The 26,773-nt window shown below is 55.1% G+C and carries 32 protein-coding genes; 10 read left to right on the top strand and 22 right to left on the bottom strand.

Annotation, left to right across the window (positions count from 1 at the left end; translation table 11 throughout):
- A partial coding sequence (locus tag LAO76_26415; GenBank protein MBZ5494474.1) for an isocitrate dehydrogenase occupies positions 1-188 on the top strand: 188 nt, incomplete at its 5' end.
- Positions 189-246: 58 nt separating this feature from the next.
- On the top strand, positions 247-495 hold the full coding sequence (locus LAO76_26410; protein MBZ5494473.1) for a (4Fe-4S)-binding protein: 249 nt from the start codon (positions 247-249) through the stop codon (positions 493-495).
- On the opposite strand, the gene LAO76_26405 is transcribed toward LAO76_26410, so the two are convergent.
- The 10 genes from LAO76_26405 to LAO76_26360 all read right to left on the bottom strand — a co-directional run bounded on the left by LAO76_26405 (position 492) and on the right by LAO76_26360 (position 5,236).
- A complete protein-coding gene (locus LAO76_26405) occupies positions 492-752 on the bottom strand; it encodes a translation initiation factor (protein ID MBZ5494472.1) in 261 nt (86 codons plus the stop codon). The two genes, LAO76_26410 and LAO76_26405, sit on opposite strands and share 4 nt — an antisense overlap.
- Before the next feature lie 434 nt (positions 753-1,186).
- Positions 1,187-1,435, bottom strand: coding sequence for a helix-turn-helix transcriptional regulator (locus LAO76_26400; protein MBZ5494471.1), 249 nt, complete (start codon positions 1,433-1,435; stop codon positions 1,187-1,189).
- Between the two features lie 220 nt (positions 1,436-1,655).
- On the bottom strand, positions 1,656-2,030 hold the full coding sequence (locus LAO76_26395; protein ID MBZ5494470.1) for a hypothetical protein: 375 nt from the start codon (positions 2,028-2,030) through the stop codon (positions 1,656-1,658).
- 62 nt (positions 2,031-2,092) lie between these two features.
- Positions 2,093-2,350 (bottom strand): hypothetical protein, encoded by a 258-nt coding sequence (locus tag LAO76_26390; protein ID MBZ5494469.1) that lies wholly within the window; start codon positions 2,348-2,350, stop codon positions 2,093-2,095.
- Positions 2,347-2,694 (bottom strand): hypothetical protein, encoded by a 348-nt coding sequence (locus LAO76_26385; GenBank protein ID MBZ5494468.1) that lies wholly within the window; start codon positions 2,692-2,694, stop codon positions 2,347-2,349. The genes LAO76_26390 and LAO76_26385 overlap by 4 nt, the downstream gene beginning before the upstream one ends.
- Before the next feature lie 89 nt (positions 2,695-2,783).
- Positions 2,784-3,047 (bottom strand): KTSC domain-containing protein, encoded by a 264-nt coding sequence (locus tag LAO76_26380; GenBank protein MBZ5494467.1) that lies wholly within the window; start codon positions 3,045-3,047, stop codon positions 2,784-2,786.
- Positions 3,044-3,703 (bottom strand): hypothetical protein, encoded by a 660-nt coding sequence (locus LAO76_26375; GenBank protein MBZ5494466.1) that lies wholly within the window; start codon positions 3,701-3,703, stop codon positions 3,044-3,046. The genes LAO76_26380 and LAO76_26375 overlap by 4 nt, the downstream gene beginning before the upstream one ends.
- A gap of 103 nt (positions 3,704-3,806) precedes the next feature.
- Complete coding sequence (locus tag LAO76_26370) at positions 3,807-4,040, bottom strand: helix-turn-helix domain-containing protein (GenBank protein ID MBZ5494465.1); 234 nt, start codon at positions 4,038-4,040, stop codon at positions 3,807-3,809.
- Positions 4,041-4,104: 64 nt separating this feature from the next.
- Positions 4,105-4,884: a hypothetical protein gene (locus LAO76_26365; GenBank protein MBZ5494464.1), complete on the bottom strand. Its 780-nt coding sequence runs from the start codon at positions 4,882-4,884 to the stop codon at positions 4,105-4,107.
- 151 nt (positions 4,885-5,035) lie between these two features.
- Positions 5,036-5,236 carry a hypothetical protein gene (locus tag LAO76_26360; protein ID MBZ5494463.1) on the bottom strand — a complete coding sequence of 67 codons (201 nt, stop codon included), beginning with the start codon at positions 5,234-5,236 and terminating at the stop codon, positions 5,036-5,038.
- Between the two features lie 364 nt (positions 5,237-5,600).
- On the opposite strand from LAO76_26360, the gene LAO76_26355 reads away from it, so the two are divergent.
- On the top strand, positions 5,601-5,972 hold the full coding sequence (locus LAO76_26355) for a hypothetical protein (protein MBZ5494462.1): 372 nt from the start codon (positions 5,601-5,603) through the stop codon (positions 5,970-5,972).
- A gap of 23 nt (positions 5,973-5,995) precedes the next feature.
- Here the strand turns inward: LAO76_26355 and LAO76_26350 are convergent, their stop codons facing one another.
- From LAO76_26350 to LAO76_26335, 4 genes are all read right to left on the bottom strand, one after another.
- Positions 5,996-6,580 (bottom strand): hypothetical protein, encoded by a 585-nt coding sequence (locus LAO76_26350; GenBank protein ID MBZ5494461.1) that lies wholly within the window; start codon positions 6,578-6,580, stop codon positions 5,996-5,998.
- 180 nt (positions 6,581-6,760) lie between these two features.
- Positions 6,761-7,114 (bottom strand): hypothetical protein, encoded by a 354-nt coding sequence (locus LAO76_26345; protein ID MBZ5494460.1) that lies wholly within the window; start codon positions 7,112-7,114, stop codon positions 6,761-6,763.
- Between the two features lie 162 nt (positions 7,115-7,276).
- Positions 7,277-7,882: a hypothetical protein gene (locus LAO76_26340; protein ID MBZ5494459.1), complete on the bottom strand. Its 606-nt coding sequence runs from the start codon at positions 7,880-7,882 to the stop codon at positions 7,277-7,279.
- A gap of 3 nt (positions 7,883-7,885) precedes the next feature.
- Complete coding sequence (locus LAO76_26335; protein ID MBZ5494458.1) at positions 7,886-8,194, bottom strand: HU family DNA-binding protein; 309 nt, start codon at positions 8,192-8,194, stop codon at positions 7,886-7,888.
- Positions 8,195-8,250: 56 nt separating this feature from the next.
- On the opposite strand from LAO76_26335, the gene LAO76_26330 reads away from it, so the two are divergent.
- Complete coding sequence (locus LAO76_26330; protein MBZ5494457.1) at positions 8,251-8,529, top strand: hypothetical protein; 279 nt, start codon at positions 8,251-8,253, stop codon at positions 8,527-8,529.
- Positions 8,530-8,577: 48 nt separating this feature from the next.
- On the opposite strand, the gene LAO76_26325 is transcribed toward LAO76_26330, so the two are convergent.
- The 5 genes from LAO76_26325 to LAO76_26305 form a co-directional block, all read right to left on the bottom strand.
- On the bottom strand, positions 8,578-9,042 hold the full coding sequence (locus LAO76_26325) for a hypothetical protein (protein MBZ5494456.1): 465 nt from the start codon (positions 9,040-9,042) through the stop codon (positions 8,578-8,580).
- Positions 9,043-9,290: 248 nt separating this feature from the next.
- Positions 9,291-10,520, bottom strand: coding sequence for an ImmA/IrrE family metallo-endopeptidase (locus LAO76_26320; protein MBZ5494455.1), 1,230 nt, complete (start codon positions 10,518-10,520; stop codon positions 9,291-9,293).
- Between the two features lie 516 nt (positions 10,521-11,036).
- Positions 11,037-11,663: a hypothetical protein gene (locus tag LAO76_26315; GenBank protein ID MBZ5494454.1), complete on the bottom strand. Its 627-nt coding sequence runs from the start codon at positions 11,661-11,663 to the stop codon at positions 11,037-11,039.
- Positions 11,664-11,682: 19 nt separating this feature from the next.
- On the bottom strand, positions 11,683-11,826 hold the full coding sequence (locus LAO76_26310) for a hypothetical protein (GenBank protein ID MBZ5494453.1): 144 nt from the start codon (positions 11,824-11,826) through the stop codon (positions 11,683-11,685).
- A gap of 116 nt (positions 11,827-11,942) precedes the next feature.
- Positions 11,943-12,539 carry a hypothetical protein gene (locus LAO76_26305; GenBank protein MBZ5494452.1) on the bottom strand — a complete coding sequence of 199 codons (597 nt, stop codon included), beginning with the start codon at positions 12,537-12,539 and terminating at the stop codon, positions 11,943-11,945.
- 830 nt (positions 12,540-13,369) lie between these two features.
- On the opposite strand from LAO76_26305, the gene LAO76_26300 reads away from it, so the two are divergent.
- Complete coding sequence (locus LAO76_26300) at positions 13,370-14,368, top strand: hypothetical protein (protein ID MBZ5494451.1); 999 nt, start codon at positions 13,370-13,372, stop codon at positions 14,366-14,368.
- 2 nt (positions 14,369-14,370) lie between these two features.
- On the opposite strand, the gene LAO76_26295 is transcribed toward LAO76_26300, so the two are convergent.
- From LAO76_26295 to LAO76_26285, 3 genes are read right to left on the bottom strand one after another with little or no spacing between them, the layout of a single operon-like run.
- Entirely contained in the window at positions 14,371-16,047 is a 1,677-nt protein-coding gene (locus LAO76_26295) for a hypothetical protein (protein ID MBZ5494450.1), read from the bottom strand.
- A gap of 44 nt (positions 16,048-16,091) precedes the next feature.
- Positions 16,092-22,703, bottom strand: coding sequence for a hypothetical protein (locus LAO76_26290; GenBank protein ID MBZ5494449.1), 6,612 nt, complete (start codon positions 22,701-22,703; stop codon positions 16,092-16,094).
- On the bottom strand, positions 22,703-23,092 hold the full coding sequence (locus LAO76_26285; GenBank protein ID MBZ5494448.1) for a hypothetical protein: 390 nt from the start codon (positions 23,090-23,092) through the stop codon (positions 22,703-22,705). The genes LAO76_26290 and LAO76_26285 overlap by 1 nt, the downstream gene beginning before the upstream one ends.
- Positions 23,093-23,220: 128 nt before the next feature.
- On the opposite strand from LAO76_26285, the gene LAO76_26280 reads away from it, so the two are divergent.
- The 5 genes from LAO76_26280 (at position 23,221) to LAO76_26260 (ending at position 26,641) form a co-directional block, all read left to right on the top strand.
- Positions 23,221-23,718, top strand: a complete 498-nt coding sequence (locus LAO76_26280) for a YajQ family cyclic di-GMP-binding protein (protein MBZ5494447.1) — start codon at positions 23,221-23,223, stop codon at positions 23,716-23,718.
- Between the two features lie 12 nt (positions 23,719-23,730).
- Positions 23,731-24,720: a polyprenyl synthetase family protein gene (locus LAO76_26275; protein ID MBZ5494446.1), complete on the top strand. Its 990-nt coding sequence runs from the start codon at positions 23,731-23,733 to the stop codon at positions 24,718-24,720.
- A gap of 90 nt (positions 24,721-24,810) precedes the next feature.
- Positions 24,811-25,581 (top strand): LytTR family DNA-binding domain-containing protein, encoded by a 771-nt coding sequence (locus LAO76_26270; protein ID MBZ5494445.1) that lies wholly within the window; start codon positions 24,811-24,813, stop codon positions 25,579-25,581.
- Between the two features lie 180 nt (positions 25,582-25,761).
- Positions 25,762-26,115 carry a metalloregulator ArsR/SmtB family transcription factor gene (locus tag LAO76_26265; protein MBZ5494444.1) on the top strand — a complete coding sequence of 118 codons (354 nt, stop codon included), beginning with the start codon at positions 25,762-25,764 and terminating at the stop codon, positions 26,113-26,115.
- Between the two features lie 115 nt (positions 26,116-26,230).
- On the top strand, positions 26,231-26,641 hold the full coding sequence (locus tag LAO76_26260; GenBank protein MBZ5494443.1) for a hypothetical protein: 411 nt from the start codon (positions 26,231-26,233) through the stop codon (positions 26,639-26,641).
- The last annotated feature ends 132 nt before the right edge of the window (positions 26,642-26,773 follow it).

Below are 26,773 nucleotides of genomic sequence, written 5' to 3'. Positions count from 1 at the left end.
GATCTGTTTATACCAACCTCGTGAATCAATACAATGCCCGGTTTGAAAGCGTTGATGCCGAACCGGTGCGTCAGCAGGATGTGATAGGACTTTATATCGGCTTAAGTGGTGATTTCAAAGTTTGTTCGTTGGAACTATTGAATATGTGGGGAGATAAAAGGGCTTATAGTCTGGCGCAGGGGCAATAACTATTTGAATGTTTATTTTTCTTGCTGTAACTTAATATAGATTATTACTAATTATTTCATGTCTCAAAAAACTTTCAAATACAGCAACGATGACATAACGGTTGTCTGGAAACCAGATGTATGCCAGCATTCCACTCTTTGTTGGAAAGGATTGATCGAAGTTTTCAGTCCAAGAGAACGGCCCTGGATAAAAATGGATGGCGCCAGCACTGAACGTATCATTGAACAGGTAAAAAAATGTCCCAGCGGTGCGTTGAGTTATTTTGAGAATGAAAAAGAAATCATTTCCGAAAACAAAATAGATTAATTAATTCTCTTTGATTTAGCATAATTATTTTTCTGCAACCACTGCATCACCTTTTCTCTCTGATCTCCCTGTATAATAATTTGGCCATCCTTTGAAGAGCCGCCGGTTCCGCAATACGATTTTAATTTTTTCTCCAGTTCTTTCAAATCTTCTTCTTTTCCTACAAATCCTTCGACCAGCGTAACAACTTTACCGGCCCGTTGTTTTGTATCTCGGTAAAGCAGTGCCGCGAAGCAACCGTGAGCCGTTAAGCTCATTCTCTTGGTATCAGCTAAAAAATCGCGTCACTAGCAATCCATCTCCGCGAGTAACTGCCGCCGGATCACTACGTTCTTTCTCACTTCAGTATGGGTAGCCTTGACATGGTGCGGGTACGTTCCTGGAGTGATTAGCGGGTAGGGGGCAGGCGCGCACACAGGACCATCGTTCCGTGGACGGCGCGATTCTGTTCGCGCACTTGATGACTTGCCTGATGAATTGACGACTGGCAGAGGGCGCGCAGTGGCGCCCATAATCTGCCCGCCATTTTGAATACTGCTGTTGTTTTTGCCGGGATGCTCGGCTAAAATCCTCATCAGGCTACTACCTCTGGGTGCTCTTTACACCCGGTTGAATTTGAATTGTGGGTTCGAAACATCCAGGCCATTCGCCTTCCATGCGGATGGCCTGACTATTTGACGACGAAGTTCTCCTACGCTGCTACAGCACAAAAATTTGATTTCAGTAATTGGTTGAATACGGACACTCGCGCTGCAAGGATCTTGCGGAGAGCGTCTGAACATCGGGCCATTTCATCAGGCGATAACTCAGTCTTGCCGTGAACCGCCAGATTCAACTTGGAGCGATTCACGCCGGCGATGCGCGCCCATTCGACTTGGTTTAAGCCAGCTTCTTCAGCGGCTTTCTGCATTGTCTTTAGATCAGCAATTTTTGCTGCCATCTCATTCCCTCGCTTGAGCGGGGACCAAAAAGAAAAGCCCCGCCGAGTTGGCGAGGTCGATGGAGCATTTTAGGAAGTCAGCCCCTACAATGGCCCTCGGAATCTCGCCCAAGTTGCATCTGCACCTTCACCGTCTGGATACCGCTTGGGAAATTCCGGGGACAAATAAGAACAGATCAGACACTAGCAGAACACGGCTGTTAAAAGCAACCATGCCAATTTACGGGCTTCCCGCGGTCGCGACCTTTGGCGCGCCCATGCCGACGAGCTTGGGCTGATCTGGCAGCGGCGACGGTGATCTCTTGCCGGGTGAGTGTGTGGCTTCGCCGGGTTCTTCTTCCTCGCCGCCCTGGTGGTCGTACTTGTTTCCCGTGGTCCCTGCCGGGTTGATGTGTTCTGGCGATTGCTTTTTCAATTCCTCCCATGCTTCGCTCATGGTTCCCAACTCACTTGCTAGTGCGCCGAGCATTTCAGCATCTTCCGCATTGAAGTGGAAAATGGGTTCGTCCGGGTAGTCCACGCTGAAGAGTACGGCCCGCCCGTCAATGTGCAGTTCGATCCATCCGCGATCTTGCCCCAGTGGGATCTGTATCATGCCTGCGAACCTCCCGAGTCCTGCCTGAAAAGGCGAATAATCTTCTAAGAAGTTGGCCATGTTTACCGGGCCTCCGCTTTCTGCTGCATCAGTTTGGCTGCATGCTCGACGGCTGCGATGACGTTTTCTGCCGTCACTTCATGCGACTGCAGCAGGGCGAACCGGCGCAGGCCCACGGCAAAATACAGCGTGATTGCCGGTGTCCTGGGTGGCGCGGACTGCTGCTTTTCTCTTTGTGGTGGCTTACGCTCTGCCGCGTTGGATGGAGCGGTGGCGGTTGCCATGCCATTGCGCCAGTGATTCTCAAGGGCTGCTTTCATGCGGCACGCTCCGAACCGCTGGCGGTTGTGGCCGTGGTGGGCTTTTTGGCTAACGGCTGTTGCAGAAGTCGCAGCGCCTGATTGATACTGTGCGCGATCCGCACGTTTCCGAAGTCGTGAATCATCCTTGTCACCTTCGAAGTCGCCCGGCAGAGGTCGAACCGGTTGGGCCAGAGAGGTAAAGCTGACTGAATGACCTGCACTCGGAAGGAACGCGGGTTGTAGTCAATCGCCGGATAGCGGCGCACTTTGTCAAGATTAAGTACTCGGATCGCGCGTAACTCTGCTTCGCTTGAGCGATCGAGGCGATGGTCTTTCCGTTGGGTTGGTGATAACGTAGTCATTGGGTTGATTGACCTTTCATCGAAGTTTCCAACCTGGCTCGGTGGCAACCGGAACAATCAGGTAGGAGATTTTTGAAACCGGGCGACCGTTAAACCTGACGGACCGCCCGGCCCGCCTCTAACGTCTTTCCCTGCTGCTTCCTCGTTTCACTGACCTGGGTAAACTTCCCCATGATCACGCGGCGATAAAACCGCCCCACGCTTCGAGCGCGAACGAGTTGCAGGAATGTCATGCGGGATACGCTGCAATATGTTTTCTTGGTGCCGTTCACGAACTGGACTTGCATCTCCCGCCGGCGAGCGTCGAATGAGGCTGACTGCAAGAGTGTGCTTTTCACCCGGACGGTGATCATCGCTTGCCCCTTTCGCCAAAATCGGGATCGCGCCATTGTTCAGCCCGATAGCTAAATAGCCCGGTCTGTACGCCCTTCAGTGTGGCCAGCGGGTCGGGACGAACCGGAACAGAGCTCGCCTTTGCAGGGGCATTTGCTTTGGGACTGGCACTGGCGCCGAACAAGAAAGGCTTTCGCCGCGGCTTGCGTCCGTCCTGGGGATTCGTCAGATCAATCTCATCCGTGCGGCACAGGCGATAATAGGGAACGAACCTTTCCCCGCTGCGGTCCAGGGCGCAAGCGATGCTCAGGCCAGCAGGCGCAAGCAGTTCAATCAGTTCAAAAATTCTGGTGTTTGCCGCCATCTGCGCGCCCGAGTCCACCGTCTCGACGAGCGCCAACTTGTCGGCCCAGTAGTTGAGATTACGCAGCAGTCGGACGGCGATATCGGCTCTGTCTGTTTTGACGTAGCCCGGAGCAGCGCCATAAGAGCGAACCGCGCCCACGGTGCACCGCAATACCCTTGCGATGGCTTGCTCTACTGTGGCGTGTTCAAGGTGGGCGAACGTGCGCCCGATCATGGAATCGATTTCGCGGGAAAGCTTTGGATCCGCTGAAGGCGCGAAGGGTGGCGAGAATCTATTGCCAGCGGCCGGATTTGGTGATACTTTTTCCATGTTCTCGTTCTGGTCTGAACTTTCTGGCTCACGGCTGCGAACCGTGAGCCTTCGCTTTTGTGGGTGCGAAGGCGAACCCGATTCTTAGACTGCTACTCTCCCCTTACGCGCTAACCGCCTGTCTGTCGGTATTCTGCTCAATGAATCGCTCGATCTCGGCGCAACTCACCAGGACGCGCGCACCAATGCGCGTGACGGCGATCCGTTTCAGCCGAATCAAGTTGTCAAGGTAGCGTGTGGTAATGCCCAGGTTGGCGGCTGCGTCGTCCCGACTGATAAGCCTGTTCGGAAGGATGGTCGGGGATGGATTGCTGCGCTCTGTGTTGATGTTCGCCATACTGTGACGGCGACTATGCGCTCCTATTCGAGTGCATTCAACTGCGCAAAATCCGCGAAACTATTTAGCGCGTTTTGCGCACTCGGAGCATGTTGCGGTAAGCGGACACCGTGCGAGTGGTTCCGGTTTCAGCGTCAAGGGCGGCGGCTACTTCTTTCCACTCGCCTCCGCTGCTGCGCAGTTCGCGGAGTCTGGCCTTGATCGCTTCAGGTGTGGCCGGCCTTCCAGCGCGAACCTTTGGGCGTTCGTCTGGCACGGTCGCGGAGTAACCGGGGCCAGCAATCAAGAGACGGTCGGCCAAGGCTCCAATCTCTTCACGTAGCACGTACTCCAAGCGCTCACGTAAAACATTCTGTCGATCACGGATGAAAAGCGCTGCTCCATCTTCCAGCTTCGCGTATGGGTTCATCCAGTGCGGAATCGCCCAGGCGTCGATGCTTTCCTTCCACGTTGGGCCTTTGGTGCGTGCCGCGTCCATGACGACGCTACTACCTTCGCAAGCGACCATAAACCACCATCGCGTGTGATCAGATGCAGGCCCAATAATCCAATCCGAGAGGCAGCTTTCCACAAAGCACTTTCGCTCGCTCACTGAGTTGGGGCATGTCTGCTTTGAGAGATTGATCGCTTCCGGCACGGCTTCGCGGACGAGTGGCGCGAGATGGTCATTCAGATAGTCGTCCCACTGTTCCAGCACAGCCGCGGCGCGCTTCTTCTCGGGCAGTGTCCGGGTCTGCTGGTAGGCAGCGAGATCCGTGTCGCTCCACGCGGTATAGGTTTTCCCTTTGAAGTGTGTCGCCTTCAGACTTAGAACCGCTTGCAGATCATCGGTTAAGGTGGGCATTATTGTCACCCTCCAGTGACTCTCCAGTTTTAGGACATGGGCGGCGCGACCTGGAGGGGCCGCGCTTTTCAGTCTAGAGCCGTCGCCCTGGACCTATCCCAATCTGAACAAGAGTACACCCGTTGCTGGTCGGATTGAGATGGTAAATCTATTACGCGGTGCGGCCAGCCCAGCCCATCGCCTTCTGCATGCGTTGAAGCTCGTCAATGACCTGTTGCGTTTTTTGCTGGTCAAGTAGGACGACTCCGGCATCTCCGCAGTCGAAGCGCAGGCCGATCTTATCCGGCAGATCGTTTGTTGCCCAGATCGAATCCGGCTCATGCTCAAGATGGATGCAGGTTCTATCAGCCATGGGCTCTATTTTAGCGGGGTAGCTTGCATTGATGGGTTTCGTGCCACTCCATGATTCTCTTCATAATACTTTCGTCGGTGTCGTCCGGCTTGCGGAAGTCTGGCGGCGTTTCCTCATTACAGAATGAGCAGCGGCCACCGGCAATCTGTTTGTTGCGGAAGAATGGGTAGAGGCCCATAAGGGATGGTAAACTTTTCCGGCATGTTCCGTGGCCTGCTCATCATCTGCGGTGGTCTTGCCCTGGCTGTGCTGGCTTCCATGCTCGGACGCTGGGCGCGTGAGTCTGTGCGCTGGTACAGGCGTTAGTCATTCCAGATTTACTTTCGCGTTGCATCCCCCCAACGTGTAGAATCGATTCCTGTTTATGAAAGACGCACCTGAAACGGCATCTCCAGTCAGGCAGTTTCTTGCAGCATCCCGCCCAGATAATGTCCCTTCCGAACAAATTCTCAGAAGCTCCGACAGTGGGCTAGATAAAGCTGCCGTTTTCACCCTTATCGTTGTCATGCAAGCCGCAGTCGTCATCTGGTTTGGTTACCATCTACATGGCAAACTTGAAGAGATACTGAGTGAGCACTCCGATATTCTGCTGGCTGGTGCGCATGAAAACCACAATGGAATAACGCTAGTGGCGCTCGCCTTTTTCGACCTTTGCTCAAAGATCGCTATCTCTCTCTCATGGTGTGCCGCTATTTTGTGGTGGCTTGGCCAGCAGAAGAAGCTTTTAAAACCGTGAACGGGGTTCTCCCGCGCCAGCAATCACTGAATGGTGGATTGTTCTAACCGATTCTTAATCGTTGCTGGCTTCTCGACGGTGACCGGTTTTCCAAAGACTCGGACGCGCGCCGGCAGTGGTTCACTGGGATCCATGATGCGGGCCTTGATCTTTCGCGCTTGCACAGCAACGTGAATCCGGAATTTGCGTTCCTCGTCACCCAGGGATTCCGAACCGAAAGTAATAGCTTGGCCGAAAATCGCCTCACGCTTAGCGTCGTTGGCAGCCATCAGGTAAGTCGCCATCCTGCAGCGATCCTCATCCCCAAAAACCTGTTGTCTGTATTCCAAGCGGATTTGGGCAGCGTACAGGTCTATCGCTGCCGTGATAGCTTCGTCCACTCTACGGAGGAATCGTGTGAATTTCGAACTTGGATAGTCCCGGAGCGTAGCCTGCCGGAACATTGCAGCCAGATTCGGCGTGACGATTTTCTTCAGGTCATCGGCAAAAGTGTATCCCCATAATTTCAGCCACCGTCGGGCATCAACCTCTGATACCTTCATACGGTACTCTTTCGAAAAGAACGCGATCACGTGCTTTGTGGTGATCTTAAATGTCGGTTTTGCCATTCGCCCTCCGCAGGGCCGCTATTTTAGATCACTCAACCGACGTTCTAAAGTCGAAAAAGTCGCTAAAAACACTAGTTCACCACTCACTTACAGTCGATAGCCTGACTCATCCACAGTCAGCGTAACGCGGTGGGGCCAGCCCAACCCACCTAAATCATCGTCGGGGAAACTACGTGATATCTACCTGTAAACGTGGTTGTCGTCGTCCTGCCCGCCGGCCCGATTACAGCCAAAATCAAGCCATGTGTACGGGTCGCCGTACATGATATTCGAGTACCGCTGTAGAACCTCTGCCGTATGTGGTTCAAATAGCCAGCCCTGAAACTGTAGGAGCGTCGTAGGCTTCCAGCCGTCAGGCCCACGGTTGCCCCGGTCACTCTTGAACGCCATGCGCTGAAACTCGGGATCTTCCTTCATGGCTTCCAGCGCGTCGACGGCGCGCTCAGCCCGGCGGAGCTGCAGGTAGTCAGCTATGGAAGTCGCCAGCGCGTTCCCAACCCCAACACTCTTTCGAGCATTCGAGCATTCGAGCATGAGTCGTTTGGTCGGTGCCTACTTCTGTGGCTTAGGCGGCGCGGGTGTTGGCCTTGGTGATGGTGCTGGCACGGGCCCAGGTTTTGGTGCCGGTGCAGGTGGCGATTTGCGCACCGGGTCCGGTCCATGGTCTTTCCATCCATTTGTCATTTCAAACAATCCTCACTTTACGGTAGACACAGTTGCCAGTTTTTCACGACCTGCTTCTTCCTGGAGGTGCGCAACGATCACTTTGCTGCGGCCGCTGTAGTCAACGAAACAACCCTGGGCCGTTACGATCAAAAATCCTTCGAGAAGCAAGAAACCTCCCACCCAGAAAATGATGTGAGCCGAGCCAGCGGTAGTCCATTTATCCCGCATCCAGCCTGCGAACATGACCGGCATTGCGACTGCACAGCCGCCATAGAACTGGTGATATCGGTAATGCTCGTCAACGACCGCTTTAAATGAGGTTAGCCGATCGCCAGTGAGTCCTTTGAACATTTCATGACCGAGCTTGTGTTTCCGGCAAATCCATTCCTGAAAGACGTAAAACCTGATGCCACCAACCAATAATCCGACGGTCAGTGCTGACAGCAGTAAGAAAAAACTTGGTCCTAGTGTGGCGTCTTTTGAAGTTGCCGGCTGCAATAAAGAGTGGACTTCAGGAAACCAGAAGCCAAGTGCGTACAGGCCGAGCATTCCCGGTAGCAGGAACCCGATCACGTAGCCGAATGATGTGGCGCTAACATCTTTCATTTCAACCGCCGGTTTGCCGTTTTCTGGCATGGTTTATTTCTTCGGATTGATTACGTCTTTTACGGCCTTGGCAACGCGGAACTTTACCACGGTCTTGGCCGCGATTTTAATGGGTTTTCCGGTTTGCGGATTGCGTCCCATACGCGCTTTCCGGTTGGACTTTACCAGGCGTCCCAGGCCAGGAATCACGAACACACCGTTCTTTTTGGTTTCTTTGATCGCGGTCTCCGCCAGGTGTTCCAGGAACGTTGCGGCGGTCTTATTGTTCGTTTCCAGTTTCTCCGCCATGTGGCGTACGAGTTGGGTCTTGGTCATGGTTTTGCCCTTCCAACCATTCGTCATTGTATTTCCTTAGTTCAATTTTCTAACTACACGCTCCAGTTTATAATGCCACGCTCGTGCGCTCCCTGATTTACTTTACCCGCCAACTGCCCGGCCTCAGCGAGGATCTGAGCGAGCACGGCCTCCAGGTCTATGAGGAGCTCGCTGTCAGGGAGGTTCTTTATCTCTGCGAGCAGCATCCAGGCTTGATCGTTGTAGTGGACCACACGGTTGAGTCCGAAGCGGCTAAGGAGGTAGCCGGGAGGCACATCACGCTCAGGCTGAAGAAGAAGGCGACGGTTCGAGACGTGGTGTGGGAGTTGTCCGGGCTCCTGTCGAACGTCCAGGTACAGTGACTACCGCCGGCACCCGGGGCAGCATTTTATCCGTGGCGGCATCCTCTGCTACACCAATTCTGCCGTCCTACGGATAAGAAGCCTTGTTTTGAAAGGTTTCAGATCGGCTTCTTCCGCGCCGACAACAGCACGATCACCATCGAGCAATCGCGGACAAAACTGTGGTAGTCCGTCTGCAAACGAGGCATTTCTAAATTCCTTAGGAAGATATTCATTTCGTTCTAGGGCCATCTGATGACGGAAGTTGTCGCAGTCCGCCTCGCGAAGAATGCCGCTCTGATATCCAAACACAAGCAGATCAAACGCTCGAATGGTAGGAATTGCCACATCATGGCCGTTTAACATCAGCTTCCGAATAGCGTCGAAATCATTGCTCATCACTGGCGCGTTAAGGATTACGCCGACCGCATGCGAATAGGCTTCACCTGGCTGGACGTGCAGTTTGTATTTTGCTCCCAAGCCCTGAATTGCTGGGAAGTACACGTCGGCCGAAGGCCCGATCAGTTTCTTCAACGAGTGAGGACTCAAAACGGTTAGGACATTCTTTGAAATCGCCTTCAGGACGGACGGCCCAACGCGCTTTCCATATCGTTGGTTTGATCTCAGTTCTATTTCCACTTCTTGAGTGATGATGGGCTGAAGGCCGTACAGCCTCTTGATCTCTCGCAGAGGGGCCACAAGATTAGCAATGAAAAGCTGAAACAGAGCGTCAGAATCACAAGCAAGAATGCCGACTCCAACGCGCGGAGCCGGTTCTAGCTCTACCACTCCTCTTGGACCTCTGCGTATGCGGGGAATCGTTCGATGAAGGTGTCTTTGTGGATCATCAGCAGTTCCGCCGCCCTGCCAATGCTTATTTTGTCTGCTCTGACGGCGTCAAGTACTCGATTGATGTAACCAACCGGAAGAGTCAGTTTGCGCGTCGGGATCGTAGTCGACCGCTTTCCTGCGAAGGGGGCATCCTTGAGACCTAAACGGCCAAGATACTCGTCTGTGGTCAGCGCTCGCTCGTCTATGTCCCGCAAAAGTTGGCCAATATCCATCATGGAGTAAACGCCAGCCTGTTCGTGGGTAATGTAGTCCGCCTCAACTGCGGCAGTCAGCACTGCACCAGCTTCAACCGTTGTCAATTGAACAAGCATGGCCAACTGCTCAGGCTGGAGACGGCTCCAATTGATGCCCTTCGTTTGAGTGGCGTGCCTGAGCACCTCTTTGGGAATTAAACACTCTAACGCAAACGCTTGTGCCCGCTGTTCCTTTACGTCATCGGTGTAACATCCAGGAGTAATAGAATCCACAGCTCTATAATCGAGCGATGCCGCGTCTCCGGGAGCATCGAAAATGGCGTGAGCAAGCTCGTGCATCAAGGTCATGTTTCTTCGGTGCCAAGTCGTCCTGTAGTTGTTCGCGAAAATGCATGGCCGATCATTCGGTCGCTGCCCAACATAAAAAGAGCACCCCTCCAAAACGGATTCGGGTATGTTGCTTTCAATTACCAATAGGCCCAGCATACGAAGGTGAGGGCGAATTACGCCACCGATTCCAGTTGCGCCATGCGTAAGGCCCCGTTCAGACCTGAAGATTCGAGCAGCTAAGCGACCCTGTTCGCGCGGTGCTGATTGCGTATCGACATTCTTAAAAACCGTGTCAAATGAGCTCCGCCAGGCAATCGAGCGCTCCTCAGTGACCTCTTCCAACTCGTTCAGATAGTGGGCAAGCTGCCGAATGAGGAAGACATATTCACGGTCAGATTCGCCCAATTCATTTGCTCTCAACTTGTACCAAATGGCACCAGCTTGGGTCACTTTTTTCGAGGGGACCAAAAACACGTCTGGTTCGACTCCAAGAATTGTCGCGAGCGCTGGAACGATGGATTGCGGGATCAGGCGCTGTCCGGATGCCCACTCGTCAAAGATTGATGGATTTATTCCAAGTAGGCCGGCGCAGGCCTTTGCGTCCAGGCGAGCGTCACTGAGTATTTGTTGTAGCATTAGCCGAATACCTCAAAGCCGTTCAAGCGCTTCGCTGGAGAGGTAAGTTGTATTGGACGAGCGGTTGACAATGTTTTGTCGGTCAAAATCCTCTTTTAGGAGACCCCAAGAATAGCAAAATGTTTCGAAAATACCTAGTCGCAAAATCAATAAATTAACACCAAGGTTACGTCATATCCGATCTGGGAGTACAGCAATATTACTGAATTTGAAGCACTTACGCTACTAACGGTTGTCTCGCCCTCTTCTATTGGATGGCGCAAACCGCTCCAGGACGCAGCGAAAGTAGAGTCTGACGCCTTCGATCTTCTCTGGCTAAAGGGCCATGATCTGAGGGGCCGGGCCCTGGTCGAGCGTAAGCACATTTTGCAGGAAGCCCTCAGCGGGTGTGGTCCGTTCGTCCGGTATGGAGTGCATCGTTGCCAATTGGAGGGACAGCACCTACTTGGAAAGCGATCGCGCGCCGGCCTTACTGAAGATCAAGAATCGCGATTACACCGGGGCAGCGGGTACTCGTCAATGTCGCGCTGGGTGAGCTTGGCCGGTTTCATGGCGTGCCGGTTCCAGTTTGCAGGCAATCGCCAGCACGATCAGCCCAGGCACATCTCCAAGCTGCAAGGCCAGCGGTGACACTGTGCCGGTAATCCATTGGATTTCAGGGAGCAGGTTGCCAGCGAGTACGGCGGCAAGCCCTACGGTTGCCAGCGCGTAACCTTTGGGCCATGTGATCTCAGAGACGAAGGCCAAAGCCAACAGAAGCAGCCCGGCGGTTGCGGTTGCTGAGATGCTGAGATTGAGCAGGGCGCGTGTTGAAGTCTCTGGCCACTGCCGCAAGATCGCCAGAATGAAGCTTGAGCAGAAGAAGATCGCCCACGGCGCAACGAACCGGCGCGGCAGCACGTCGGCAATGATCTCTAAGGCCACGGCGCAGAGCATGAGATTGTGGGCGATTTCCAGCAGCCAGAAAAATGCCCGATACGCTGAAGGCGTGAAGTGCAAGACGAAACCGCCAGCGATGCCGGCGAGGGCGACAAAGGCCAGATAAGCGGGTAGAAGTTTTGGGCGAGTGGACCGCGCGCGGATCGCGGCGACGGTTCCAGCCGAAGCTATCAGGATGTGAAGCGCGAGAAGGGCGAAGTTCATAACCTCACCCCTGCACGGTTTACCTGATGGGGCATTGCGGATGGCCGGGACACGGCAGGCCGCAACACCACTGGACTACCTGCACAACCTTTTCCGGCTTCACGGCTGCAACCGCGAACAGCGGAACAAAGGCCAGGGCGACAACTTGTAGCGTCTTTTTCATGGTGGCAATTCTCCCTGCTGGGAAGATTACCACGGCGAGTTTTCATGGTTCACCATCTCCAAAGGCAAAACCCCCCGGCGCAGTCTTTGGGCGAGAGCTGGCCGGGGGCCGGTTGGTTAGCGTGTGGGTTGCGTGATCTGTACGAGTGCGCGGCGCTGCCCGTACCATGTCGCCAGCCTCCAGACTGGAACCGCTACCAGCAGCAGCGAGAGCAGGGAAACGAAGCATTGCCAAGTCTCTTTGCCGTTGCATGTGTAACCGAGCAGTACCGCGCCAGCGAGAGCGACGGCACAGGCCAGCGACTCGCGCCACCCCGCACCCTTTGCGGGTGCGGTTTCCAGTGTCGCGCATCTCGGCAGCAGAAGCCCTGCCTGAATGCGGGTGACTTCCGTTTGCGCTTCGATCAGCCTTTGAGTTGAGAGATACGCAGAGAAATCAGTGAGCACTTTTGTGTAACGGGTAAGGACAGAATCAAAATCTGCATTGAGGCTTTCCACATCATGGCCAGAGCCAGAATAGAGCTCTGCCCAGAGCATCGCAGCAGTTTCATAAAGCGGATGGCCCTGTCCCTCTCCGGGATCGGTGCCGCCGTGAAATTCTGACTCGGTAAAGGCTTTGACAAGCCATAGACCTGCAAGGATGTTTGATGGGTGGGTGGCTTGTAATGAGGTGACTAGGTTCTGACGTGTGACGACTGCTGAGTTTTGCCGCATGGTGTTCCCTCACTTTCCATTGGATGCGGCACGCGGATTTATAATATTGCGCAGAGTGTTTGCGTGCCAATCCACGCTGCGCTTCAGGTCAGTTCGTGAGTTGGTAGCTCTCGGGCTGGCCGTTCTTGTTGCTGTTTTACTTCTTACCCCATCTGGCCTGTGCGGCCTTCCGGGCGATTGCTTTTCGCCTCGCGGGACTAAGCACCTTTTTCCGATTCTTTGCGCCTTCGCGTCCCATCCGAGCAGCTTCGTTAGGATCCAGTGTTTTACGTCCCATTGGCATATGTTACGATAAGCTAAGCATGAAAGTCAAGTAAATAATGAGTAATATGCTTGACATACTCATTTATCTATGGATAATTAAAGACTGACCGCGCAAGAGCTACCAACTCCCAAGCGGGAATTGCAACCTGATTGGAGGCTACGCAATGGCCACTCTGGCGGCGAATTGGGATATATCAGCATCGTGGAACTGATACAGCACCGCGCAGAGCTTGATCTATATTTCACGCCCCGCACCTTGCGCGAGATTGGCAAACGGGCCGGCGTGGAAGGAGGAAGCGCCGCGCTCGACGGTTGTACAGTCGTGCCACTGACTAGCTAATAGTCGTAGAGGTAAGCCGCTGATTCTTCATGATGCGCGGAAAGGAAACCATCTCAACTATCGGATAGTTAATCACCCAAAACAATCACGGCCAGCCCGGAATGCTGATACATCCCGAGCTGGCCTAACCAAAGTACCAAGGTGAAAAGGACACCTCAGCACAATGGCTACACCGAATTTTACTCGCCTTTCCAGCTACTCTCGATTACACTCCGCAACTATGCAAGTGAAAGCGTTCGTCCTGGGCCTTGCCCTCGTCTTGATCGGCTGCGGTGGCGGTCCTTCAACCGTCCACGCTGCTCCACTGCCAAGCGCCACCCCATCACCTTCACCGGCAGCGACACCCGCTCCGACTCCCACGCCGACGCCGATACCGGCAACGGTGCCGAGCGGCAGCTTGACTCCGATTGATGTTTCAGCGGGTAACGTCACACTGACACTGGAGCCCGGAGAGTACGGTTGCCCCGCGTCCATTCCTTCCGGCACTCGCATCATCGGGCATGGGACAATCGTTCCACCGGAACTGACAAACGATAAAGCCTTTGCGCCCATGAGCGCTGCTGCTGCCGCGCCTGTCAGAATCTTTTGTGATCACGATCTCGTGATCTCATCCGTGTCTGGCGTGGAAATATCAGGTGTAATTTTCTACTTTGAGAACCTGGGCGGCATGGTGCTCGATAGCATCACCGGATGTCAGTTCAGCATTGGCATCGCCGACTCTCCGCTTGCTATGAACCTAGAAAGCACAACTGGAAATGCCATGGAAAACACATTCCCGCGCCTCATCATTTACAACGTAGGCAAGGGAATAATACTTCAAGGGTTCAACAGTACGGGCGTCACATGGGACGATTTTGGGCATGTTGAAATTGTCCGTGCAAGGGATTACGGAATCAACATTTCCCGGTTTTCCGACACTAATAAGTTTGATCACGTTCTGATTCGTCTTGCCAATTCTGCCCAGGCTGGCGTGATCTTTAACGATGCCGCTGCGCTTGCGGATGTGGATGCCAGCGGAAACGTATTTTCTTTTCTCTCATGCGATGTCGATAGCTCCACAACGTACACCGGATACTGCGCTGATTTTCGCGGGTACACCGTGGGCAATCACATCCTCATGGGCTTCGGCATCATGCCTGATGCGAACAAGGTGCATTTCCAAAATGCTTTCAGTCAGCAAGCCAACATCGTTGTCAAGATTCAGGAGAGCCCAAAGATCCCTTAGTTTTACTGAATAAGCTCAACAGTCCACATCTGGGGCGTCATGGTATTCGCGGCAGCGCAGTTTCCGGTGAGCGTAATTGTTACGCTACCGGTTGTCGCGATTGCCAGCGCCCCGGATGTGGTGCCAAAAATAGAAGTGCCACCAATGGCGGGACGTGCTAGGAATGTCTGCGCGTTTGTCACCCCGGCATTGTTGAATATTAAAACCTCTCCTGTTACCTGCTCGTTTGCCGCATTCGTCGTGAAATTGTAAATATTGGAGCCGCCGAAGCTGAGTTTAAATGTGGTTGCAGCAGCATTGATAAGTACATCGAAGATTATCCTGATTCCTTTTCCTGCACCTAGCGTGTTGGCTGGCAAACTGTAGGTATAGAGAGGCTGGTCGGTTGCGTTGCCTGTAGTGGCACCCAAAATAAATTGAGCATTGAGAAGCGTGACCGCGTTACTGTTTGATGCCCCCATGAGGCTCGTATTGTTTAATATTGCTTGCAGCACGCCGCCTGATGGGATTGAGAACCGAGTCCCGCCCTGATTATCTTTGATCGTGAGCGCGGTGGCTGCTGGTTGAATGATCTGCCCAGTCGTCACGCTGGTCGGTGCAATCGTCCCGCCGTTGGCGAATACCAGAGGCCCGGTGCCGGTTTCATCCGTCACCAATGCCGCAAGCTGCGCGGATGTGAATGTCCCGGTAAACGATGCCAGGGAATCGTTCAACATCGCAATCGCTGAACGTGTCCCGCTGTTAATAAACTCAGGCCGATGCAGCGTGGAATCGTTGTACATGCAGGCCGTAGCTCCGGATGAGCATGTTGGCGTGGACTCTTCCGGCATCACGGAATCCCCGAACTTCATGGGAAACGTCCCTAGATCAAGCCCACCCGCAATGCTCTGTGTTGCATTCGCCGCAGGCGTGCTGATAATCGGAGTCGGGTAAATCGTGCCGCCAAAACTGATGGGCCAGCCGTTCGATACGTTCACGCTTCCATTTGTCCCGCCGTAGAACCGCACGGTGCTAATCGGATAGCCAGCAATCTTCGAGCCCTGCGCGTTGACCAGGTTGATGGTGTAGTAGGTGGTCGAGGGGATCATCGAATCGGTAAACGCGAAGGTGCAGACCGTGGTATTCGATACCGGCATGGCCGACCCAGCAGAGAGTGCCGCAGCCTGTGAGAAGTTTGCCCAGGTCCCCGGCGTTCCGGTCACGGTGCCCTGTAGCGTCTCGCTTCCGCTGGTGGCGCCAATGTAAACGCGAAAGCCGGTCGCGTTGGCTGGCTGCGTCCCAGGCGCGTTTACGATCAGCGTTCCCGGCCCGCTCAAAATAAAACTTGCTTCCGGCGACACGTTGCTGACTCCGCTTGCGTCCTGAATCGCTGTCTTTACAAAGTAAGTTCCGGCCGCCAGCGTTCCAGGCCCAGGAGTTGCAGTGCCGCTTGGCGCCGCAGTTTGATCGGGCTCGCCTACAAGGTTGCCGAAGTTATCGGTGAAGCATTGCACCTGCTGGGCTACAACTTGCGCTGTGCCAGGGACGTTGGCGACTTGGTTAAGTGTCAGGGTCAACGTGCCGTTGCGGATTGGGCCACCGGATGGCGTTTGAATGACTCCGTTGATGGTTCCCGCCTGGGCGTTCAGCACAGAAAGCGCGATCAGTACACCGCTTAGGATCATTCGTAAAAGTTTCATTGGCTTTGCTTTACCTCGTTTTGGAATCGGCTTCTCGGTGGCCGTCATTTCTCGTTGAACGCATCTAGCGCGCCCTCGCGCTGGCCCTCGAAGGGGTTGCTGCGCATAATCTGAACCGCCTTTTTCAGCATGATCGGACGGATAATTTCTTTCTCTTCCGGTGTGCCCGCGTGGAACACTTGCTTGATCTCGGAATAGCGCAGGTGCGGAAGATAGAACTGAAATTCATCTAAAGCCGCTTTCCTCATTTGGCTCTTGCGTTCCTTCTGGCTCATCTCTCCGCGGGCGATACGATCTCGCCGGTCCTGCAACTCGCGCCGCAGCTCTGGGGTGATTGATAGGTTGTCGCGCATGATGTCGTGCATCAGCTTTTGCGCCGGTGTCTGTGATTCGTATTTCGGGAAGGTAATGCCACCCTGAGAGAGCAGGAAATTGCGCGTCGGTTGGTCCTGGTGGCTGGCGTTCTTGACCTGCTGCACTGGCCCGAGTGGGGCCACCGCGTGCATACCGATATCGCTGAGGATGTTCAGGCCCGAATCGTGTTCGTCGTAAACCTTGCTTCCGGTATAAGAGTCCCGGTTGAGCGCTATTTCCGCGCCGGTCTTGAGCAGTGGGTTCGGTGTGAGCGAAGCGGTCACCAGGTCGCCCGGTTCTCTTTGTCCCTTGACTACCTGCTGGATTGCCGACGGCACAGCCGAAGCGCCGGAGCGAACCATGCGCGCGTTCTTGTCGCCGGTGGCGGACTTGAGAACGTGATCCCACAATTCGTAAAGCACGAACGTAACCAGCCCCAGCATGAACATGTGGTCAATGCCGCGCGCGCGATCCTTCAGGGAGGAATCAGGGGAAAACGTCTCGCGCAGCATCTGGCCGTAAGACTTCCACACGCCATAGTGATAGCGGCTGAAGATCGTTAAGAGGGGATGGCGCATTACGTCGCTGAGTCGCTTGCTGTTCATCACGCGATCGGGAACGCGGTAATCAGGGATGTGCTTGGCAACCTGGGCCATAGCGTCTTTGAAACTCAGGTTCGGATCTCGAAGCTGTTTTTCATAGGCCGATTGCAGCATGAAAATATCGTTCGACATCCACATGGTGCGCTGGCCATAAAGCCGCATGTTATCGAGCAAGCGGAAGCCGCTGATGCGCGCCGCGTTCGAAAGCAGCCCATGGTCTCGGGCGTTCTTAGGTTCCAGTCCAACAAATTGCGCGATCTTCTCCCGGTCTGTGTGGTCACTCTCAAGATGTTCCAGCAGTAATTCGTAAAGCTTCTGGTGCAACTGCTGAAGGTCCTGCCGGTGGCTCATCATCGGCGCGCCCTGGTCGAGAGCGTCAAGGAAATCCTCGTTCTGTGTCGTCACCGCCTTAATCGCCCGGATGCCGGCTTGAGCAGCTTTCGGCCAGGCCAAGGGGTTGAAGTTGCCGGACACTCCGCGCTCTACGAGCCAATGATTTGCGATGTTGAAAATGTGCCGTACTGGATTCAACAAGAGGCTGGCCGTCATAAAGTTCCCGATCCGGTCCAGCACCGTGTATGGTTCGCCGTGCATCTGCCGCGCGTAGCGTTCCAAAACCTCGGCCGTCCGCGGTTCAAATGACCAGCCCATGAACTGAGGAAGCGTTGTCGGACGCCAGCCCTCGGGAGGCATGTCGCCGTGGTTGCTCTTGAACGCCATGCGCTGAAACTCGGGATCTTCCTTCATGGCTTCCAGCGCGTCGACGGCGCGCTCAGCCCGGCGGAGCTGCAGGTAGTCAGCTATGGAAGTCGCCAGCGCGTTCTTGTAATACCGAAGATTTGTGTGCTGCTCTATTTCCTTCGTCGTCGCCTGCGTGAGAGTCCATTCGTCGCCGTCTTTGTCTTTGAACGTGTCGCCAACATTGAGCCCAGGCTTATCTTTGGCAAACTCAAACCCTTCACCATCCTGAAATCCTGTGATCTTGCCGTCGCCGCGGTGGACCACAATTCGGTTTGGCCCTCGCTGTTCGTCGGATAGAGGTAACTGCTCGTTGCCTGTCCTCTCTGCTGCAAACATCTGGCGCCGCTGTAGCGAGCTGGCATGCTTGGAGAGAACATTCCCCTTGCCGGTGCCTTTCTTGCCCGCCGTGGCCCGTCCTAGCTGGCTGGCGCGTCCCTGTACGATCCGGTGGATATATCCCGGCGGTGCTTCCCCAACAGGGACGCCCAGGCCGTTCAGGGTGGCCCGCATCTGCCTGCTGGCATCGTTCAGTGGATTTATGTACTCGTCTATGAAGCGCTGTTGCGATGGCGTGACCGGCGAGCTCGGGTCTTCGATGTGGTGATAAATCGCTTCTTGATCCGCCGGCGTGGTCGTGATCGATTCCAGCAGTTTCTTGGCGCGCAGCACGTCGGCTTCATAGTGCTTTTCAAGATCAAATAGCCTGTCGTCCACCGACCGCGCTATTTTGGTTTCGTCAGACGGTTCGAGCAGTCGCCGGAGCGCTGCCTTCGCTAAGGTGCTGGGCACGTCCATTCTGGCAAAGCCTGCCTCCCCTGAGCGATTGCCAGATGTAACCACGTCACGCAGCGGGAAGGTCTTTGTTTCGCCGCTGGCAAGCTGGATGCGCACGACGCCCATCTGCGGATCAACATACTTGACGGTTCCGACCTGGCCGCCCTTGAGCGTTACCGTGTCGCCCTTCTGTGGCAGTGCGGGTGCGTTGCCGGGGCTTACTGAACCTTGCTGCCGGACGTCGGCTTCTTTAGGCTCTGCTCCAACCGCTGGCCTTCCTTGAAGTCGTCCAGCACTCGCGTCATTGCCTCCGGAGAGAGTTTTTCGTATTTCCTCTCGGACTGTGGCGTAGGCTCGGGATTTGATGTCTTGCGGTTTGTGGTATCCACTGGCTAACTCCCTGGCGGCATTATCAAGCGCCTCGTTGACCGGGCCAGCATACGAGCTGAGTTTATTGTAAGCCTCTTCCGCCTGGGCCGCTGCCTCTGCTACCTGGCGGTTCTCGCTGGCCTTGATGCTCTGCCCTTCGATTGTTTGCAGTGCTTGCGCCTTGCTCTCACTGGAAACGGCGCTAAACACCCGGCGCTCTTTGGCGATCTGCTGCTTGATGTACGCGGAAATCTCGGCCTTCTCCAGAGCCAGCGAGTGGATCTGCTGGTTCGCCCCAAATAACCCGCCCTGCTCAACTGTGCGGTTTCCGGAACTAGCTACGAATCGGGCCAGCTCCGCGACAGTGGCCTCGGTGACGTTCTTCCCTTGGGCCTCGCGCTTGTCCAGCAGTTTTACGATTGCTTCCTGATGGGCTGGATCATCCGTTGCCTGACCGATGGCAACGCCGCGCCCCTCGCTCATCTTCCCCGTGGCCACCTTCTCGAAAATCGACGGATCAAGTTTGGAGAGCGCCAGTCCATTTGCGGCCGTGGCTTCACCAAGGGAAATGCCTTGCTTGTCCAACTGCTCGGGTCCCATGCCGGTATCGCGGAAGAATTTCGCCGCGTCGACCGCGGTTCCCCGGCCTTCAGCTATATTCTGCAGGGCACCGCGGGAGCGCGCTTCTTCCGCTGTATCGACATTCAGGTGACGCACTAAGAGATCAGGAACATGGTTCTCTTTAGCCAGATGGACGCGGTGATGCCCGTTGACCACGTACAGCTTTCCGTCTTTGGGATCACGCCACACCGAGACGACGCCGGCTAGTTCATCGTTCCACCGCCTGCCGCTGAGCAGGTTAGTGACGCCCTTCTCGTTGACGTTCATTTTGTACTGGAAACGCTTGGGTTCGAGAACCAGTTTGTCGACGGGAACGCGCCCAGCCTGGCCTTTCGCGGGTACGCCCTCCGGAAGTTCGTGCTCGATCTCTGATTTGTGGAAGGTCTGCGGCGCTACTTCTGCGGCGGTTTTTTGGGTTCCACCGTGATCTTCTTTACCTGGTTCGGATCCAACCTGAGTAATGCTTCGAAGCTCCCCACGTTTTCGTTCTCCGCTGGCTTCTCTGGATTCCTTGTGGGCGTGGAGTCCTTTTTCTGCTCCTGCGAGATCGGTTCCTGTGCCATAAGAGAAATCTGCTCCCTTGAATTTTAGTACCTTGCCATCCGGTTGTTCCACGGAAATAGTACGGTTCTTTAATATCTCCCGGGCCTTCTCTAGTCCAGTTTTCAACTGCTCCGGCGATTCGCCATGATAAAGAAATTCATCGCCCTTTTGATGGTAAGCGTCAAGTCCGGCTTCTTTCGCTGCTTCGCCTTTGGCCACCAGGAGCGCGTTCCCGGCCTTGTAGCCAAACTTGTCGTTGAACGCTTTCAGCCCGTCAGAGTCGGACATGGCCACGGCTGGCGAGGCCGGCGCATCATGGAAGGCGCGCCCGTTCGGGATTGGCATTTCGGTATGCGTTCCATCGCCATTGTCCAGCCGTGAGGTGTGCAGCTCCCGCGCCATCTCTTCCGGATTCATGTCGGCTACGCGCTTGCGCTCGGTTAGATTGGTACGGCGGTCAGGCTGAATGTCCTGCTCGGCGAACTGCTGAATTTCCTTTGGATTATTGCCTTCGATGATTGGCGCTTGCTTTTCGCCGGTAGCTACAACATCCCGCGCCTCTGGCTTTGCGACACTCTGTCCTGGGCTCGGCGGAATTACCTCGCCGCGGCTTCCCTCATTCCCGGTAAGATTTTGGGTAGTGGGCTGCTGGCCCACGGATACCGGTGACGTTGCGGCCGGCTTCGGTGTTGGCCTGGTTGTTCTGAGGAATTGCTGCATCGGTTGCGCTGGCACTGGCGCCGGAACTGGCGCAGGCGCAGAGGTTGATTCCTGGGCTGGCTGCTGCGCGGCTGATGATGTGGCTCTATCGTGCTTTGCGACTGCCTCATTGACCAACTTTGCCGCCAGCACATCGGCTTGGTCCGGATTCCGGACGATGTGAATTTTCCCGTCAATGAACACCTTGCCGTTGTCGCTGATCCAACGGCTGAGGTTACTGTGTGCTTCGTCAATCAACGCATCGCGCTGTGCGGGTGGGTGAGAGGCAATCACCTGGGCCATCGCGGCGATGTGTGATCCGTCCAACTTGTTACCAAATTGCTGGCTTGGTGTCGGCGGTAGCGCGGGCGCTGGCGGCACGGCTGGCCTTCCGGCGACCACGTTCTTTGCTATGGTCTCGGTTGCGTTCGCCTGGACCATCGCGTTAACCGCGTCTCTGTGGGTCTTGGCTGCTGAAGTTACCGCTTGCGGCGTGATCGTGCGCTCAACGGGCACTGAGACATTGAGGCTACTGCTTCCTCCGCTCGGGACCGGGACGGTTCTCAATTCGGTTTGTGTGCCTGGGGTGTCGTTCGGGCTAACTGGAACATTCTCGCTAATTGCCGGTGGCATCTCGGCACCCCTGCCTCCATTGCGCGGGACGTTGACCTCGAACTGTGTGCCGCCGATCTTGACTCGTCCTGAAGTCATATCCGGCGTTCTGGCGATACCTGCTTTCACTCGCCCGCCCAACGCTTCCGCCGCCGAGAAATCACCTTGCGGAGATTCCAGCTTAGCTGTCTTTAGCCCGATGCCACGGGCCGCAATGCGCGCTGACGGAATAAAGAAAGCCAGCGTGCGCGCAAGGTCCTCTTCTTCCGGTGTCGCGCCTAATTTGTGCGCTGCCTTACCAGCGAGAGGACTGAGTACGGTTCCAGCAGCGAGATCAAGTCCTGTTGCGATAGGCGACTCTATGGCTGCCGCCGGAGCAAAGACCATGCCCGCGCGTCCTGCAGCGTCCACAACTTCAGACACGCCGCGAACCGATTGCTGTTTGTATCGCTCGTAGGCAGACTGCTCTTCCGGAGTCCTTGGGACGTGTGGATCGCCGCGCCCGGTATCGGGAATGGTGACAGGCGCGGGAGGCGCAGCATCCAATTCCGGATTGCGTACCCACTTGCCATTCTTGAGGACCGTCAGCGGCTTTGGTTCGTGCGGTTGCGGCAATGGCGCAGGACGCAAGCCAGTGACTCCGGGTGACGCTTGGTAGATGTCAGACAGTCCACTCGCCAGCGGCTCGGGGAATGTGGCGATATGGAGTAGCGGGTCTTTCCATCCAGCCGCTTCAGGTACGGCTTCATTTTGATGAGGAAGGCCGCCACGATCATAAGTAACCTCGCCCTGCGGCTCTTGTGGCTTGCCCGCCACATCAGCCACCGGCATCCCTGCTGCTTTACTGGCCGTAGCCCTAGGGCTCGACGTGCGCGCTGCCCCGGCTTGCGCTTCAGTGCTTACACGCGGATACCAAACATCGGTGAATCGTAGCTGTGGCCGTGGCGGAGCAGGAGCAGGGGTTTTGTATCCGACTGAGCCAGGCCCCAGAGGATTCCCACCCAGCGGTGTAGTTTTCGCGGGAAGCGATTTCGCTTTGTCGGCCTGAACATCTTTCCAGATTTCATCGTCGCTCTGAGAATGGCTGGCGGTATGTAGCTTGCCAGCGGCGTCCGCGTAAGGGAAGCGCTGCGCATCACTGCCGGATATCTCTTCTTCCCCGAACGTGACGGGCTTATCTATTTCGTGCTCGCCAAAGGTGACGGCGCGAGACGTCCGCTGTGCGCTCTTTGCAGCGGGTGGGTGTTCTTGGGAAATATCCGACTCGCCAAAGGTGACCGGCGATTGCTCGTCAAGATCTTCTTCACCGAATGTAACCGCGCCGCCCTGCGGATCGGCCATTAGTCCACCAGGAACCAGAAGCCATTGCCGAGGACGGTATGCACTGAGGAAAGCCGGATGCTCACCAAGTCGTCGGTCTTGCCTTCAGCTTCAGGCCCGTTCAGTTTCTCGGGTCCGTCAATGCCTTCAACCGTGGCACCGTTCGACTCGCCAGCGTAAACAAAGCCGCCAGCAGCCAGCATGAGCTTCGCGCGCGGTGAGCATTTGATCTTGCGCCCGCTTTCGGTGCTCAGTTCAACGTATTCGCCCGGTGCCACTGAGAATTGAGCTTGAGCTTGGCCGTTGCCTTTGGTTGCGACCGTCGGTGAAAGTCCGTCAGCGTCGGCCAGATCGCCGATCTTCTCGGGGTGGCCGTCGCACATGGTAATTTTAGTGTCGCGGGTGAACATCGCTAAATCTCCTTCAAAAGCGTTTGCGCCTGGTTTGCGTTTCCTGCTACTTTTTGCCGCGTTCTGCCGAATCGTCCCTTGTAAACTCAATGGTTTCAGTGTGGTCGGTCTGGTAAGCTATTAGAGACATGGCAGCGGACAACTCATTTGACATCGTTAGCAAAGTGGATTTGCAGGAGGTCTCCAACGCGATTCAGAACGCGCTCAAGGAGATCCACACGCGGTTTGACCTGAAAGACTCAAAGTCTGACATTCAGCTTGAGGGCAAAGAAGCGCTGGTGCTTTCTTCCGCCGATGAGTACAAGCTGAAGGCCGTGACTGACATTTTGCAGAGCAAGCTGGTCAAGCGCGGCGTGCCGATCAAGGCTCTGAGCTATGGCACGGTGGAGCCGGCGGCTGGCTCAAGCGTGCGGCAAAAGATCACCATGCAGCAGGGAATCCCGATTGAGAAGGCGCGCGAGATTGTGAAGCTGATCAAAGATTCAAAGAAGAAAGTGCAGGCTTCTATCCAGGGTGATACGGTGCGCGTGAGCGGCAAGGACCGCGATGCGCTGCAGGAAATCATTGCGCTGCTGCGCGGCCATGACTTTGGCATTGATATGCAGTTTACGAATTACAGGAACTAAATAAAGGACACTTTGAGTTCACCGGCCACAACCACTGCCAAAGAAGTTTTTGAGCTGTTGCGTGACGACCTTGCGGCGATTGAGCGCGAGTTTGGCCGCGATACGGTTTCAAGCGTGCGCGCCATCACCGATATCGGCGAGCACCTGCGCGCAGGTGGAGGCAAGCGGATACGCCCGGTGTTGTTGTTGCTTGCGGCCAAGCTGTTTCCCCACGGAGAGACCAGCGCCATCAAGCTGGGCGCGGTTGTGGAGATGCTGCACACGGCGACGCTGGTGCATGACGACATTATTGATGAAGCCAAAACGCGTCGCGGTCGTCCGGCGGCAAACACGAAGTGGGGAAATTCAAAGTGCGTCCTGGCCGGGGACTGGCTTTACATGCAGGCCTTTAAGATTGCCGTACAGGAGCGCAATTTTCGCGTGCTGGACGTGCTGATCGATTTGACGCAGCAGATGGTCGAGGGCGAGCTGCTGCAAATGGAAAAGCTGGGCAAGATCATCTCTCTGGAAGAGCATTTTGATTTGATCTTCCGCAAGACAGCATGTTTGTTTTCTGTGTCCACGCGGCTGGGAGCGCTGATCGGCAACGCGACGGAAGAGCAGGAGAGCGGCCTGGGCGAATACGGACGCAATCTCGGCTTGGCCTTTCAAATCGTGGATGACGTGCTGGACCTGACTGCTTCAGAAGAAGTGCTGGGCAAGCCGGTGGCGAGCGATCTCCGTGAAGGCAAGGTCACCATGGCGGTGATCCATGCGCTGCAACATTGCACAATCGAAGAACGCAAGCTGGTGGAGACCGTGCTGGAAGAGCGCGCGTTCGTGAGCGTGAAGCATGAGCAAATCCTTGAGATGCTGAACCGATATGGGTCCATCCCATATGCGTATGACGCAGCGGCCAAACATGCTGAGTTGGCACGAAAAGCAATTTGCACCTTCCCGTTATCGGAGATCAAGCGTGCGCTGCTGTCGATTCCGGATTTTATTGTCGAGCGAAATAGCTAGGCGGCTAGCGAAGCCGCCTCCGACGCGCAATGCTGTTATCGTTGAGCCAGCGGGCCGCGGCTTTTATACTTAAAGGTGGAGAAATAAATCTTGGCTCTCTCTGTTTTAATCGTTGATGACGAACAGCTCGCGCGGGAAGAGTTGAGCTATTTGCTTAAGTCCATTGACGACGTTACGGTGGTGGCGCAAGGCCACAATGGCATTGAAGCCGTGAACCTGGTCAAGGAGTTTTCCCCAGACTTACTTTTTCTTGACGTGCAAATGCCGGGGCTGGATGGATTCGGAGTCCTAAAAAAGCTAATCGACAAAAAAGTGGCTCTTCCGCAAATTGTCTTCGCCACGGCCTTTGATCAGTATGCCGTTAAGGCCTTTGAAGTCAATGCGGTTGACTATATTCTTAAACCTTTTGATAAGAAACGCGTCACTGCCGCGGTAGAGAAAGCCCGCAAGAAAGTTCAGGGAGTTCCGCCCGATCAGCAACGCTTGGACACGCTGGTCAAGCTTCTGGAATCGCAGCGTCCGCAGAATTCCAAGGTGCTTCTCCGCAGCGCTGGACGTCTCCTTTTGGTCGACCAGAAAGACCTTTGCTTCGCCTCCATTGAAGACGGGATCATCAGCGTCGTGGCGACGAATCTTGAAGGGCAATCCAACTGCCGCACCCTTGAAGAATTACTTGAAGGTCTTGACCCTGATACGTTTTGGCGCGCGCATCGTTCTTTTGTGGTCAACATCAATCGGATCAAAGAAGTTGTGCCGTGGTTCAAGAGCTCATACCAGCTCCGCATGGACGATCGCAAGCAAACTGAAATCCCCGTCAGCCGCGCCCAGACCAAACGCCTCCGCGAACTTTTCGGTCTCTAGCTTAAATCCGCATTTCCAACCTGGTTGATCCGCGCAACACAATCGATCCAATCTTGTGGCGAATGCTGCATTCATGCCTTGACGGTCCTTACTCAGTTTCCTCATGTGACGGCAGTCACAGCCATCCCCTGATTATTGGAATGTAATTGAAGATGCCTGCATGGTCATATGAGCATGCGGATGTCGCAAATGTTAAATGACACCATGACCGAGCTGGTTGCAAAGCGGTTTCGAGCGCTGGGAGAGCCAATGCGATTGCGGATTCTTCAGGCGCTGGAGGGCGGAGAAAAACCAGTTGGAGAAATTGTCGATCTTCTGGAGGCTAGCCAGCCCAATATTTCCAAGCACCTCAAGGCGCTTTGTCAGGAAGGTCTGGTGAACCGCAGGCGAGAGGGACTCAACGTCTGTTACAGCATTGCTGATCCGGTGGTCTTCAAGCTCTGCGCATTGATCTGCCATAGCGCTGTTCAGCAAACCAGGGCGCAATTAGCGGAATGGGATGCTCCCTCCGCCAAGGAGACGAGCAAGATCTAAAAGCAGCCCTTAGAAAGTTAGGTTTTGACCGGGAACTATTTGATTGCAATAACCGACGGCTGGAGGCGCAATGAAGATACGTTGCCGTTTCGCAGTTTTCACGAAGGAGGCAGTTATGAAAAGAAAGTCATTGTTGTTATTACTGGCGCTGGTGGCGACTGTTGCCCTGGCGCAAACTCGAGGCAAGGGGCAAGGCCCCATGTTTCGTTATGACCCGAGTGCCGAAACCACGATTACCGGGACCATCGAAGAAGTCCAGACGCTCGATTCCATGTGTCAGTCGGGAACGCACCTCACGGTGAAGACCGACAAAGGAAACACCGAAGTCGCCCTTGGCCCAACAAAGTTTCTGGCCGATCAGAAGCTTGAGTTAAAGAAAGGCGACCAGGTCCAAATTGTAGGAGCCAAGACAAATACCAGACGCGGGGAGATGTTCGTGGCCCGCCAGATTACCAGCAGCGGCAAAACCGTGACGCTACGAGATGACAAAGGAATGCCGAGCTGGCCGGCCGGCACATGCCGCTAAATGGACAAGAGGAGTGCGTCGCAGGACGCATTCCCTTTTTTCATCTGCAAACTATCGTCATCAAGAAATGGAGCCTTCCAGCATGACCGGTTGCAAGCCAGGTTCAATATCGATATGTGGCAGGCTCCTTCC

It is taken from the genome of Terriglobia bacterium, assembly GCA_020072645.1.
In the GTDB taxonomy this organism is placed as follows: domain Bacteria; phylum Acidobacteriota; class Terriglobia; order Terriglobales; family Acidobacteriaceae; genus Angelobacter.
The sequence above is the reverse complement of the archived record's forward strand: the minus strand, read 5'-3'. Positions and strand labels throughout refer to the sequence as shown.